This is a genomic window from Roseateles sp. (genome assembly GCF_047654805.1).
Classification (GTDB): Bacteria; Pseudomonadota; Gammaproteobacteria; order Burkholderiales; family Burkholderiaceae_C; genus Pelomonas.
In genome coordinates, this window is sequence record NZ_JASGIV010000001.1 from 102,793 (window position 1) to 115,292 (window position 12,500).

Consider the following 12,500-nt stretch of genomic DNA (forward strand, 5'->3'; position numbering starts at 1 on the left):
TGCGCTGAGTCGAAAGATTAGGCGACCATGCCGGAAAAAACAAAGGCGCTCCGAGGAGCGCCTTGCGTTTGCTAACAGATGGTCCCGTATCAGGAGCCGGCAGCCTCGGCCTTCTTCTTGCCCTTGACGGTCGGCCGGCCTGCGGCCGTCGGGTATGCCGCCATCACCTTCGCCGGGTCGGCCTTGTCCAGGTAGGCGGCGTACTGTTGCTCGGTGCAGGCCAGCAGCTTTCCGGGCCGGGCTTCGCCCTTGTACTTGCCGTTGGCGTACACGAACTGGTATTCGTTCGCGGCGACGGGAGTCGAGATGCTGCTGGTGTCGCTGTAGCTCTTGGCGCACTCGGCGCGCAACTCGGCTTGCTCGGGCGTGGCGTTGTTGGCGGCCTGGGCTGCGAAAGCGGTGAAGGCTGCAATTGCGGGGATCAGGAACTTCATGGCGCTGTCTCGTTTGGGGGGTGAGTGATGGGTGCGGAGCTTACGCCGCGACGCCTGGACTGGCACCCCCGAGGGCGCGGGAGGTCGGGTCGTGACGTAATTCACGAATCGAGCGCGCGGCCGTGAAATATGCCCGCTTCCTCGCATGGGGCGGGCATCGCCGGCAGCACGCTGCTTGCGTCAGCTCACTCCTCGAGTTCTTCCTTGGCCAACTCGATGTCGAGCAGCTCCATCGCGTCCCGGGCTTCGCAGGCCGCTGCGTCGGCGTACAGCTTCTCGGCCTCCTTCATGCGCTTGTCGCCTTCCAGCATGACGAGGCCGTTCGCACGCTCGATCATGGCGATGGCGCTGCTCGGGTTGAGTTTCAGGGCCTGCTCGAACATCTTCAGTCCGGTGGCCGTGTCGGCACCCTGGGTGCGCCCCAGCAGCTTGCCGACCTTGTCGATGACCTCGGCGTGGAAGGCGCCGAGGGCGATGTGGGCGTCGGCATGTTTGGGAGCCAGCGTGATGGTGGTCTCCAGTGCGTTCTTGACCTTGGCGCCCAAGCCCTGCGCCAGTGCCTTGGCGACACTGATGCCCTGGCCGTAGCGGCCCAGCGCGTAGGCCTGCCAGTACCAGGCATTGGCGTTCTCGGGTTCCTCGGCCTGCTGGCCTTCCGCGCGCTCGGCGATCTCCAGGAACATCTCCAGCTTCACCTTCTCCTTTTTCTCGAGGTAGTTGGCGTAGATACCCTGGGCCTTGTTGGCCACCGTGAGGCCGGCGCCGCCGGCGGCGAGGCCTGCGTCATAGGCTGCCTGGAAGTCACCAGCGTGGAAGTGGATCCAGGCCTGCTGGACATCGGCGTCCTTGGGGAAGGGCTCGGCGTCGCCGGCGTGCAGCCGGGCCCAGTGCTTCTTCAGCGTGGCCGGCGTGTAGACAAAGGCGCTGTTGTCGTAGGGAAAGGCGGTCCACTTGGCCATCGCGATGTCTCCTTCAGGGTTGTGATTGGTATTGACCGGCGAGCTTGAAGAGGTGGTCCTTGGAGGCAGGTTCGAGGTAGGGTAGCAGCAGGCTCAGCGCATGGAAGGCCCCGCGCATCAAGGCGCTGCCGGCGCGTTCGGGCTCCAGCGCATGGCGCGGGTCGCGCACGTACTCGTAGCTCAGCCAGTAGCTCACCACCACCACCATTGCATTGGCTGTCGGTGCCGCTTCGCGCAGCTCCATCTTCAGTGCGCCGCCCAGGTGCAGGCCCGACAGCACGTTGCGCATCGCCTGCTCCTTGGCAGCGAGCAGGCTCTGGAAATGGGTTTCGAGGCGGCGGTTCTTGAACAGCAGGTCGTTCAGGTCGCGATAGAGGAAGCGGTGCCTCCAGATCAGCTCGAAGAGCATATGGAAGAACAGCCAGGCGTCCTCCACGTTGCGCACGTTGTCTGCCGCGGCCAGCAACTCACCGAGCTCCGCCTCGTAACGGCCAAACAAGGCGTTGACCAACTCGTCCTTGGCCGGATAGTGGTAATACAGATTGCCCGGACTGATCTTGAGTTCGGCCGAGATCAGCGTCGTCGACACGTTGGGCTCGCCGAAGCGGTTGAAGAGATCCAGCGTGATCTCCAGGATGCGCTCGGCGGTGCGGCGTGGGCGTTTGGGCGTGGGCATCAGGAGCGCGCGGCCGTCCGGAGCGACCGATGCATCTCATGGTTCACGCGGTGGCCGCTGCGCGATCCTTGGGGCGGCGGCGAATGCAATGAGCGTAGGGGCGCACAGGTCATCAGGCCATTCTGGCAGTGATCTGCGCGCAGGAGAGGCCGACTTTTAGAATCGCAAGCTTATGCCGAGTCCGACCTCATCGCCCCCCGCCATCTCGTTCGAGAACGTCAAGAAAACCTACCGGGGAGGGCAGTTGAAGGCGCTGGACGGCGTGACGTTCGACATTCACCCGGGTGAGTTCTTCGGCCTGCTTGGCCCCAATGGCGCCGGCAAGACGACGCTGATCAGCGTCCTGGCCGGCCTGGCCAGGGCGACCGAAGGCCGCGTGCGCGTGATGGGCCACGATGTCGTCGACGACTACGCCGCCGCCCGCAAGGCCCTGGGCGTGGTGCCGCAAGAGCTGGTGTTCGACCCCTTCTTCAGCGTGCGTGAGACGCTGCGTATCCAGAGCGGCTATTTCGGCGTGCATGGCAATGACGACTGGATCGACGAGCTGCTCTCCAATCTTGGCCTGGCCGACAAGGCCAATGCCAACATGCGCCAGCTTTCGGGTGGCATGAAGCGTCGCGTGCTGGTGGCCCAGGCCCTGGTGCATCGCCCCCCCGTGATCGTGCTGGACGAGCCGACGGCCGGTGTGGACGTGGAACTGCGCCAGACGCTGTGGCAATTCATCGCCCGCCTCAACAAGGAGGGCCACACGGTGCTGTTGACGACGCACTACCTCGAGGAGGCCGAGGCGCTTTGTCAGCGCATCGGCATGCTGAAGCAGGGCCGCATCGTCGCGCTGGATCGCACCTCGCAGCTGTTGGCCGGCACGGCGTCGACCATGCTGCGATTCAAGACCGACGCGCAGTTGCCGCCAGACATCGCCGCTCGTGCGCGCGTGACGGGTCGCATCGTGCAGGTGACGGCGCATGACGCCGCCGAAGTCGAATCCACGTTGGCGGAGCTGAGGAAGGTTGGCGTGCCCGTTGAAGACTTGGAGATCGGCCGTGCCGACCTCGAGGATGTGTTCCTGGAGATCATGCATGGAGAGCACGCATGAACGGCGCCTCCACCCTGTTCAAGAAGGAAGTGCTGCGCTTCTGGAAGGTCGCCTTCCAGACCGTCGCGGCGCCGGTGCTGACGGCCGTCATGTACCTGCTGGTCTTCGGCCACACGCTGGAAGACCACGTAAGGGTCTACGACACCGTCGGCTACACGCAGTTCCTTATCCCGGGCCTCGTGATGATGAGCGTGTTGCAGAACGCCTTCGCGAACAGCTCGTCCAGTCTCATCCAGAGCAAGATCACCGGCAACCTGGTGTTCCTGCTGCTGACGCCACTGTCGCCGCTGGCCTGGTTCGTCGCCTATGTCGGTGCGGCCATCGTGCGCGGCCTGGCCGTGGGTACCGGGGTGCTGCTGGTCACCGCCTGGTTTGCGCCGCCGGGGCTCGACAACATTCTTTGGGTGCTGGCCTTCACGGTGTTGGGCGCCGGTCTGATGGGCACGCTGGGCCTGATCGCGGGCTTGTGGGCCGAGAAGTTCGATCAGTTGGCGGCCTTCCAGAACTTCATCGTGATGCCCATGACCTTCCTGTCGGGCGTGTTCTATTCGGTGCACTCGCTGCCCGGCTTCTGGCAGGGCATCAGCCACCTGAACCCGTTCTTCTACATGATTGACGGTTTTCGGCGAGGATTCTTCGGCATCAGCGACGTGTCACCGTGGCTGAGCCTAGGCGTCGTGGGATGCAGCTTCGTCGCTACGGCCACCCTGGCGCTGTCGCTGCTGAAGAGCGGCTACAAGATCCGTTCCTGAGTACTCAGTGAGAAGGAGCGTTGCGCTGCCCTTGGGTGCAACGCAGCTCCTCGCCGAAGGAGGTTTTGCGCAGCGCCGAAGGGCGTCGCGCCAACCCTCCCTAAAATCCCGGGTTTCCACCGAGGACCCGTGATGGCCGACCCGACTCCGCAACAAGTGCGCGATTTCATTGCCGCAGGCCTGCCCTGTGCGCATCTGGAAGTCGAGGGCGACGGCCGCCATTTCTTTGCCACCATCGTGTCGGCGGAGTTCACGGGCCTTACGCGCATCAAGCGCCACCAGCGTGTCTACGCGGCGCTGGGAGAGCGCATGCGCGAGGAGATCCACGCGCTGTCGATGAAGACGCTGACGCCTGAGGAGTGGCAGCAATGAGCGGCCTCACTCTCGCGCTGTCGAAAGGCCGCATCTTTGAGGAGACGCTGCCGCTGCTGCGCGCGGCAGGCATCGAGGTGCTGGAGGACCCGGAGACCTCGCGCAAGCTCATCCTGCCGACCAACCGCGATGGCGTGCGCGTGGTGCTGGTGCGCGCCAGCGACGTGCCCACCTACGTGCAGTACGGAGGCGCCGACCTGGGTGTGGCCGGCCGCGACGTGCTGCATGAGCAGGCGCTGGCGCAGGGGGGCTCGCACGGCCTCTATCAGCCACTGGACCTGAAGATTGCGCGCTGCCGCATGAGCGTGGCCACGCGCGCCGACTTCGACTATGCCGCGGCCGTGAAACAGGGCTCGCGCATCCGCGTTGCCACCAAGTACACAGAGATCGCCCGCCAGCACTTCGCCGACAAGGGCGTGCATGTAGACCTTATCAAGCTCTACGGCTCCATGGAACTGGCTCCGCTGACCGGCCTGGCCGAGGCCATCGTGGACCTCGTCTCCACCGGCGGCACGCTGCGCGCCAACAAGCTCGTGGAAGTGGAGCAGATCATGGACATCTCGTCGCGCCTGGTCGTCAACCAGGCCGCGCTCAAGTTGAAGCGCGACGCCCTCCGTCCTCTCATCGACGCCTTCTCTGAAGCCGTTTCCGCATGAAGCTGATTCGCCAACTCTCGACTGCCGCCGCCGACTTCGATGACGAGTTCGAGCGCCTGCGGCATTGGTCGGCGGAGACGGACGCGGCCATCGAGGGTCGCGTGGCGGAGATCCTGGCCGATGTGCAGGCCCGTGGCGACGCCGCCGTGCTGGACTACACAGCCCGCTTCGACCGCCTGAAGGCGGACAGCGTCGCCGCGCTGGAGATCACGGCCGCCGAGCTCCAGGCCGCACTGGCCGCCATCACGCCGGCTCAGGCAGCGGCGCTGCAGGCTGCCGCGCAGCGCGTGCGCACCTACCATGAGCGCCAGCTGCAGGCCTGCGGCCTGAGCTGGAGCTATCGCGACGAAGACGGCAACCTGCTTGGCCAGAAGGTCACGCCGCTGGACCGCGTGGGCCTGTACGTGCCCGGCGGCAAGGCCGCCTATCCCAGTAGCGTGCTGATGAACGCCATCCCGGCCCATGTCGCCGGGGTGCAGGAAATCGTCATGGTCGTGCCCACGCCCGACGGTCACCGCAACCCTCTGGTGCTGGCCGCCGCCGCCGTGGCCGGCGTGCACCGCGTGTTCACCGTGGGCGGCGCGCAGGCCGTAGCCGCGCTGGCCTACGGCACGGCCACCATCCCGCGCGTCGACAAGATCACCGGCCCGGGCAATGCCTATGTTGCCTCGGCCAAGAAGCACGTCTTCGGGCAGGTGGGCATCGACATGATCGCCGGCCCGAGCGAGATTCTCGTCATCGCCGACGGCACGACACCGCCGGACTGGGTGGCCATGGACCTTTTCAGCCAGGCCGAGCACGACGAACTGGCGCAGAGCATCCTTCTCAGCCCCGATGCAGCCTATCTCGACGCCGTGCGCGCCAGCATGGAGAAGCTGTTGCCCTCGCTGCCGCGCGAGGCCGTCATCCGGGCCTCGTTGGAAGGTCGCGGCGCATTGATACTGACGCGCTCGATGGAAGAGGCCTGCGAGATCAGCAATCGCATCGCCCCTGAGCACCTGGAGATCAGCGCCGTCCAGCCGCAGCGCTGGGAGCCACTGCTGCGCCATGCCGGCGCCATCTTCATGGGCGCCTACACCAGCGAGAGCCTGGGCGACTACTGCGCCGGGCCCAACCATGTGTTGCCCACGGCCGGCACCGCGCGCTTCTCATCGCCACTGGGCGTCTACGATTTCCAGAAGCGCAGCAGCCTTATCGAGGTCAGTGCGCAAGGCGCGCAGGGACTGGGCCGCATCGCGAGCGAGCTGGCGCACGGCGAAGGCCTGCAGGCCCATGCGCGTGCCGCGGAGTTGCGGCTGCGGTAGGCGCGTGAGCCGCGCCGCTGCTTCGGCTACGCTGGCGCCATGCCGCTGCGTCGTCGTGAACTGCTCCTCTGCACGGCCGCGGTCCCGCTGACCGCCCATGCGGATCCGCGCCGCTTGCGCATTCCGCAGGTATCGGCCAAGGCCGCGCTGACGCGCAGCTATGCGGCCGTGTTGCTGGAGCAGGCGCTGGCGGCGGCTGGAATGCCGGTCACGCTGGAGCCCACTGCCGAGCTGATCCCGCAGAATCGCGCGTTGCAGGAGCTGGGCCAGCGCGCACGGCTGGACGTGCTCTGGACCATGACCTCGATCGAGCGCGAGCAGCAGGCGCTGCCCGTCCGGGTGCCCATCTTCAAGGGCTTGTACGGCTGGCGGTTGCTTCTGGCCTTGCCCGAGGTCGCAGCGCGCATGCGCGGGGTGCGGACCCTCGACGAGTTGCGCACGTTCTCTCTGGTTCAGGGACTGGAGTGGCCCGATACCGGCATCCTGCAGGGCAACGGCCTGAACGTGGTGGTGTCGCCTGGCTACGAGGCGATGTTCCGGCAACTGCGCCTGGGACGGGTCGACGCCTTTCCGCGCTCCGTGGAGGAAGTCTGGTGGGAGCTGGATCGCTACGGCCAGGGACTGGCCGTCGTGCCCGATATCTGCCTGCACTATCCGGCCCCTGTCTACTACTTCGTCGCGCCCGACGAGGTCGAGTTGGCGGCCGCCATCGAACTGGGCCTGCGGCGCCTGCTTTCCAGCGGCGCCTTCGAGCGCCTCTTTGCACAGCACCACGCCCAGGACCTGGCCCGCTCCCGGCTTGGCAGCCGCCGCATCATCAGATTGCACAACCCGCTGCTGCCGCCGCTGACGCCTTTGGACAAGTCTGAACTCTGGTACCGGCCCTGAGGGTTGTTGCGACACGAAGTTCGTGTTTCACGAACTTCGTGTTACTCTGCCGGGCATGAAGAACGTCACCGTGTCCATGGATGACGCCGTGGCCGAATGGGCCCGGCTGGAGGCCGCGCGACGCAACACCAGCGTCTCACGCTTGCTTGGCGAGTTGCTGGCCGAGAAGATGCAGCACGACGACGCCTACGAGCGCGCATTGCAGGACTGGCTGCATCGTGAGCGCTCCTGGTCGTCTGACGGCCAGCCCTATCCAGGTCGGGGTGCGCTGTGAGCGCCGCCCCAGTCTTTGTCGACACCTCGGTGCTGCTGTTCAGCGAGGACGGTGCCCGACCGCCCGAGCGCGAACGGGTGCTGGCCTGGCTGCGCGAGCTGTGGGCTGCGCGCACTGGTCGCGTCTCCGTCCAGGTGCTGAACGACTTCTACCTGCTCGCTACGCAGCGGGTAAGCCCGCCCATGCCGCAGGGCGACGTGCGCGCCGAGGTACGTCGCTACCAGCACTGGCGTCCCTGGGCTGCTGACCAGGCCACCGTCGAATCCGCGTGGTCGCTGGAAAGCCGCTTCGGCCTCCCGTTCGCCGATGCCCTCGTTGTTGCAAGCGCCAAGGCGCAGGGCTGTGCCCGCCTGCTCAGCCTGGCCCTGCCTCATGACGCCGTCTACGACAGCGTGCAGGTGATCAACCCCCTCGTCATCGCGCCATGACCGCTGCACTCGACCAAGCTCTTGCTCAGATCCGCTCCGACGTGCGCGCGGCCCACGCCTACGTCGTGCAGCCCAGTGCCGGCCTGCTGAAGCTGGATGCGATGGAGAACCCCTACCGGCTGCCGGCTGAACTGCAGCATGCGCTGGGAGAGCGCCTCGGCGCACTGGCACTGAATCGCTATCCGGCCGAGCGCACCGCCGAACTGGCCCGGGCGCTGGCCCGTCATGCCGGCGTGGGTGACGAGGTCGGCGTCACGCTGGGAAACGGTTCGGATGAGCTCATCGGCCTGCTGACCCTGGCTGTGGCGCAGCCAGGTGCCACGGTGCTGGCGCCCGTGCCTGGCTTCGTCATGTACGAGGCACTGGCGCGCCAGCAGCGGCTGGCCTTTGTGGGTGTGCCGCTGCGTGCCGACGACTTCCAGCTTGACGAAGCCGCCATGTTGGCCGCCGTTCGCGAGCACCGGCCGGCATTGATCTACCTGGCCTATCCCAACAACCCTACTGGCACGCTATGGGATGCAGCCGTCATCGAGCGCATTGCGGAGGCTGCGCCCGGGCTGGTCATCATGGACGAGGCCTACCAGCCATTCGCCAGTTCCGACAGCCTCGCGTTGATGGCGCGCCGCAAGAACGTGCTCGTCATGCGCACCATGAGCAAGTTCGGCCTGGCCGGCGTGCGCATCGGCTATTTGCTGGGCGTCCGCGAACTGGTGGACCAGGTCGAGAAGCTGCGCCCGCCCTACAACATCAGCGTGCTGAACGCCGAGGCCGCGCTGTTCGCGCTGGAGCATGCCGAGGTCTACGCAGCCCAGGCTGCCGAGCTGCGTCAGCAGCGCGAGGAGCTGTTCGCGGCCTTGCAGGCCTTGCCTGGCATCGACCCCTGGCCCAGCCAGGGCAATATGATCCTCGCCAGGGTGCAGGACGCTGCCGCCACCTTTGCGGCGCTCAAGGCCCGTGGCGTGCTGATCAAGAACGTTTCGGCCATGCACCCGCTGCTCGCGAACTGTGTGCGCCTCACCGTCGGAACGCCCGACGAAAACACCCGCCTGCTGGCCGAACTCCCGAGCTGTCTATGAGCACCCTCCCTGTCACCTCCCGAGTTGCCGAAGTCACCCGCAACACCCGTGAGACCCGCATCACCGTGCGCATCAATCTCGATGGCACGGGCCAGTCCAGGCTGCAAACGGGCATCGGTTTCTTCGACCACATGCTGGACCAGATCGCCCGACACGGCCTGATCGACCTGGACATCCACTGCGAGGGCGACCTGCACATCGACGGCCATCACACCGTGGAAGACGTCGGCATCACGCTGGGCCTGGCCGTGGCCAAGGCCGTTGGTGACAAGGCCGGCCTGACGCGCTACGGCCACAGCTACGTGCCGCTGGACGAGGCGCTGTCGCGCGTCGTCATCGACCTTTCCGGCCGCCCGGGCCTGCACATGGACGTCAAGTTCACTGCCGGAAGCATCGGTGCATTCGATACCCAGCTGACCTTCGAGTTTTTCCAGGGCTTCGTCAACCATGCGCTGGCCACTGTCCACATCGACAACCTCAAGGGCCACAACGCCCACCACCAGGCCGAGACCATGTTCAAGGCCTTTGGCCGCGCGTTGCGCATGGCCACGACGGCGGATCCGCGCTCGGCCGGCGTGATTCCCTCGACCAAGGGCTCGCTGTGACAAGAACGGTCGCCGTCGTCGACTACGGAATGGGCAACCTGCGCTCGGTGTCGCAAGCTGTCATCCATGCTGCTGAAGGCCAGGGTTTCGACGTGGCCATCACCAGCGACCCCGAGGTCGTGCGGGCTGCCGAGCGCGTCGTGCTGCCGGGCCAGGGCGCGATGCGCGACTGCATGCGTGAGCTGGCCGACTCTGGTGTGAAGGAGGCCGTGCTGGAGGCCGCAGCCGCCAAGCCACTGCTGGGCGTCTGCGTCGGCATGCAGATGCTGCTGGACCACAGCGAGGAGCAGGACACGCCCGGCCTTGGCCTCATCCCTGGGCGCGTGCAGCGCTTCCGGCTGGAGGGCCGGCTGCAGGAGGACGGCAGCCGTTTCAAGGTGCCGCAGATGGGCTGGAACCGTGTGCACCAGCAGCGTGCACACCCGGTGTGGAACGGCATTCCGGACGAGAGCTGGTTCTACTTCGTGCACAGCTTCTATGCGACGACGGCCGAGCCCGAGCACAGCGCAGGCGAGACCGACTACGGTCTGCGCTTTACCTGTGCGGTGGCGCGGGATAACATTTTCGCGACCCAATTCCATCCCGAGAAAAGTGCCGCGCTGGGCCTTGCCCTGTACCGCAACTTCCTGCACTGGAAGCCCTGATCGGCACGCGCCGATCCGCACGTTCTCGACCCGCCGCCTTTCCACCCTTCCGCTCAGCCCTAGGCCATGCTGCTGATCCCTGCCATCGACCTGAAAGACGGTCGCTGCGTCCGCCTCAAGCAAGGCGACATGAACGACTCCACCACCTTCGGCGAAGATCCTGCCGCGATGGCGCGCCGCTGGGTGGATGCCGGCGCGCGGCGACTGCACCTGGTGGACCTGAACGGTGCCTTCGCGGGCAAGCCGGTCAACGAGCCCGCCATCAAGGCCATCATCAAAGAGGTGGGCGACGAGATCCCCATCCAGCTCGGTGGCGGCATCCGCGACCTCGACACCATCGAGCGCTACCTGGACGATGGACTGTCCTACGTCATCATCGGCACTGCCGCGGTCAAGAACCCCGGCTTTCTGAAGGACGCCTGCAGCGCCTTCGGTGGCCACATCATCGTGGGCCTGGATGCCAAGGACGGCAAGGTCGCCACCGACGGCTGGAGCAAGCTGACAGGCCATGAAGTCATCGACATGGGCCAGAAGTTCCAGGACTACGGCGTCGAAGGCATCATCTACACGGACATCGGCCGCGACGGCATGCTGACCGGCATCAACATCGAGGCCACCGTCAAGTTGGCCCAGGCGCTGACCATCCCCGTCATCGCGTCGGGCGGCCTTTCGGACATTGCCGACATCGAACGCCTGTGTGCGGTCTTTGGCGAAGGCGTCGAGGGCGTCATCTGTGGCCGCTCCATCTACACCGGCGCGCTGGACTTCGGTGCAGCCCAGGCGCGCGCCGACGAGTTGATGGCGGCGGGCTGACGCCGCGTCAGCCTTGGCGGCGCCGCGCCGCCATGGCCAGCACGCCCAGGCCGCTCAGCATTAGCGCATAGGTCCCGGGCTCGGGTACCGGTGCCAGCTGGAGGAAGGTTCGGATCTCGCCCCCTGGGAAGGCGTTGCTGTGCACGTTCAGATAGGCCTTGCCGTTGGCGATGCCATCCATCAGGCCAGCAAATGCCAGCGCCGTGTTCCCGTTGTAGGTGGAGGCGTTGTTCAGGAAGGCCGGGTTGTAGCTGCTCGCCAGGGTCATGTCGAAGGTGTGGTCATAGCTGCCCGAGGTCAGGCCGAGCACCATGCCGGTGAAGGTCGGCGTAGTGGTTGCGACGCCGGCTGTGCCGGTTTCTGCCGCGACGGTGCAGCAGTGGATATGGGCGGCCGTCGATGTGCCGATCAGGCCCGCATAGTCGAACTGCACGCGCATGGTGCTGTCGTGGTCGTTGAACGTGATGACCACGCTGCCCGTGCCGGGGGAGGCGTTGGCGGGCGCCTCCTTGCTGCCGGCCAGGGTGCCCACGTAGACCGTGTCGTGGGCCGCCACGGGCAGGGCCAGCGCGAGCGCGAGGGTGCTCAGGGCGAAAAGGGCGACGCGAGGCATGCAAGTCTCCTGTGTCATTGACGAAGCCTGCGGATTTGGCATCTGTTCGGAGCTCCCGCGAAGCCCCTAACCATCGAGGGAATAATTCGGGCTTCGCTCCCGTCAGCCGCCTCCATGCTCGCCAAACGCATCATTCCCTGCCTCGACGTCACCGCCGGCCGCGTGGTGAAGGGTGTCAACTTCGTCGGCCTGCGCGATGCAGGCGACCCGGTGGACATCGCAGCCCGCTACAACGAGCAGGGCGCGGACGAGCTGACCTTCCTTGACATCACGGCTACCAGCGATGGCCGCGATCTCATCCTGCACATCATCGAGGCCGTGGCGGCCCAGGTCTTCATTCCGCTGACGGTGGGTGGCGGCGTTCGTTCGGTGGCCGATGTGCGGAGGCTGCTGAATGCCGGCGCCGACAAGGTGTCATTCAACTCAGCCGCCGTGGCCGACCCCGAACTGATCCGTGCGGCCAGCGATCGCTACGGTGCGCAGTGCATCGTTGTTGCCATCGACGCCAAGCGGCGCGACGGCGGCTCGGGTTGGGACGTGTACACGCATGGCGGTCGCAAGAACGTGGGCCTGGATGCAGTCGAGTGGGCGAAGAAGATGGCCGAGTTCGGCGCGGGCGAGATCTTGCTGACCAGCATGGACCGCGACGGCACCAAGAGTGGTTTCGATCTGGAGCTGACGCGTGCCGTGAGTGATGCCGTGCCGGTGCCCGTCATAGCCTCCGGTGGAGTCGGCTCGCTGGAAGACCTGGCCGACGGCATCACGATCGGCGGCGCCGACGCGGTGCTGGCCGCCAGCATCTTTCACTTCGGCCAGCACACCGTGGGCGAGGCCAAGGCCTTGATGGCCGCACGCGGCATTCCAGTCAGAACATGAAGCCCGGCGTTGAACAAGTGCGTTCGTCCATCTC

17 protein-coding genes are annotated in these 12,500 nt (G+C 66.2%); 13 read left to right on the forward strand and 4 right to left on the reverse strand.

Going from position 1 to position 12,500, the window contains the following annotated elements; genetic code table 11:
- Window positions 1-89 precede the first annotated feature (89 nt).
- The 3 genes from QM732_RS00425 to QM732_RS00435 form a co-directional block, all read right to left on the reverse strand.
- The gene (locus tag QM732_RS00425; RefSeq protein ID WP_415654243.1) at window positions 90-434 is read right to left on the reverse strand and encodes a hypothetical protein; all 345 of its coding nucleotides are present in this window, start codon (window positions 432-434) and stop codon (window positions 90-92) included.
- Between the two features lie 185 nt (window positions 435-619).
- The gene (locus QM732_RS00430; RefSeq protein ID WP_415654244.1) at window positions 620-1,393 is read right to left on the reverse strand and encodes a hypothetical protein; all 774 of its coding nucleotides are present in this window, start codon (window positions 1,391-1,393) and stop codon (window positions 620-622) included.
- A gap of 13 nt (window positions 1,394-1,406) precedes the next feature.
- Window positions 1,407-2,069 (reverse strand): TetR/AcrR family transcriptional regulator, encoded by a 663-nt coding sequence (locus QM732_RS00435; RefSeq protein ID WP_415654245.1) that lies wholly within the window; start codon window positions 2,067-2,069, stop codon window positions 1,407-1,409.
- 172 nt (window positions 2,070-2,241) lie between these two features.
- Between QM732_RS00435 and QM732_RS00440 the strand changes: the two genes are divergently transcribed.
- The 12 genes from QM732_RS00440 to hisA all read left to right on the forward strand — a co-directional run bounded on the left by QM732_RS00440 (window position 2,242) and on the right by hisA (window position 10,977).
- The gene (locus tag QM732_RS00440) at window positions 2,242-3,165 is read left to right on the forward strand and encodes an ABC transporter ATP-binding protein (RefSeq protein WP_415654246.1); all 924 of its coding nucleotides are present in this window, start codon (window positions 2,242-2,244) and stop codon (window positions 3,163-3,165) included.
- Window positions 3,162-3,917, forward strand: a complete 756-nt coding sequence (locus QM732_RS00445) for an ABC transporter permease (RefSeq protein WP_415654247.1) — start codon at window positions 3,162-3,164, stop codon at window positions 3,915-3,917. Before QM732_RS00440 ends, QM732_RS00445 begins: the two co-directional genes overlap by 4 nt.
- Before the next feature lie 132 nt (window positions 3,918-4,049).
- A complete protein-coding gene (locus QM732_RS00450) occupies window positions 4,050-4,289 on the forward strand; it encodes a BolA family protein (protein WP_415654248.1) in 240 nt (79 codons plus the stop codon).
- Window positions 4,286-4,945, forward strand: coding sequence for an ATP phosphoribosyltransferase (gene hisG, locus QM732_RS00455; RefSeq protein ID WP_415654249.1), 660 nt, complete (start codon window positions 4,286-4,288; stop codon window positions 4,943-4,945). Before QM732_RS00450 ends, hisG begins: the two co-directional genes overlap by 4 nt.
- Complete coding sequence (gene hisD, locus QM732_RS00460) at window positions 4,942-6,249, forward strand: histidinol dehydrogenase (protein WP_415654250.1); 1,308 nt, start codon at window positions 4,942-4,944, stop codon at window positions 6,247-6,249. Before hisG ends, hisD begins: the two co-directional genes overlap by 4 nt.
- Before the next feature lie 39 nt (window positions 6,250-6,288).
- Window positions 6,289-7,137, forward strand: coding sequence for a substrate-binding periplasmic protein (locus QM732_RS00465; protein ID WP_415654251.1), 849 nt, complete (start codon window positions 6,289-6,291; stop codon window positions 7,135-7,137).
- A gap of 55 nt (window positions 7,138-7,192) precedes the next feature.
- Window positions 7,193-7,411 carry a CopG family transcriptional regulator gene (locus QM732_RS00470; protein WP_415654252.1) on the forward strand — a complete coding sequence of 73 codons (219 nt, stop codon included), beginning with the start codon at window positions 7,193-7,195 and terminating at the stop codon, window positions 7,409-7,411.
- Complete coding sequence (locus QM732_RS00475; protein WP_415654253.1) at window positions 7,408-7,839, forward strand: PIN domain-containing protein; 432 nt, start codon at window positions 7,408-7,410, stop codon at window positions 7,837-7,839. Before QM732_RS00470 ends, QM732_RS00475 begins: the two co-directional genes overlap by 4 nt.
- Window positions 7,836-8,915 (forward strand): histidinol-phosphate transaminase, encoded by a 1,080-nt coding sequence (gene hisC / locus QM732_RS00480; protein ID WP_415654254.1) that lies wholly within the window; start codon window positions 7,836-7,838, stop codon window positions 8,913-8,915. The genes QM732_RS00475 and hisC overlap by 4 nt, the downstream gene beginning before the upstream one ends.
- Window positions 8,912-9,520, forward strand: a complete 609-nt coding sequence (hisB, locus tag QM732_RS00485; RefSeq protein ID WP_415654255.1) for an imidazoleglycerol-phosphate dehydratase HisB — start codon at window positions 8,912-8,914, stop codon at window positions 9,518-9,520. Before hisC ends, hisB begins: the two co-directional genes overlap by 4 nt.
- Window positions 9,517-10,164 (forward strand): imidazole glycerol phosphate synthase subunit HisH, encoded by a 648-nt coding sequence (gene hisH / locus QM732_RS00490; RefSeq protein ID WP_415654256.1) that lies wholly within the window; start codon window positions 9,517-9,519, stop codon window positions 10,162-10,164. The genes hisB and hisH overlap by 4 nt, the downstream gene beginning before the upstream one ends.
- 66 nt (window positions 10,165-10,230) lie before the next feature.
- Window positions 10,231-10,977 (forward strand): 1-(5-phosphoribosyl)-5-[(5-phosphoribosylamino)methylideneamino]imidazole-4-carboxamide isomerase, encoded by a 747-nt coding sequence (gene hisA, locus QM732_RS00495; protein ID WP_415654257.1) that lies wholly within the window; start codon window positions 10,231-10,233, stop codon window positions 10,975-10,977.
- A 7-nt stretch (window positions 10,978-10,984) separates the two neighbouring features.
- Here hisA and QM732_RS00500 read toward each other — a convergent pair whose 3' ends face one another.
- Entirely contained in the window at window positions 10,985-11,590 is a 606-nt protein-coding gene (locus QM732_RS00500; RefSeq protein WP_415654258.1) for a CHRD domain-containing protein, read from the reverse strand.
- A gap of 114 nt (window positions 11,591-11,704) precedes the next feature.
- Between QM732_RS00500 and hisF the strand changes: the two genes are divergently transcribed.
- Window positions 11,705-12,466, forward strand: a complete 762-nt coding sequence (hisF, locus tag QM732_RS00505; RefSeq protein ID WP_415654259.1) for an imidazole glycerol phosphate synthase subunit HisF — start codon at window positions 11,705-11,707, stop codon at window positions 12,464-12,466.
- Window positions 12,467-12,500: the final 34 nt, after the last annotated feature.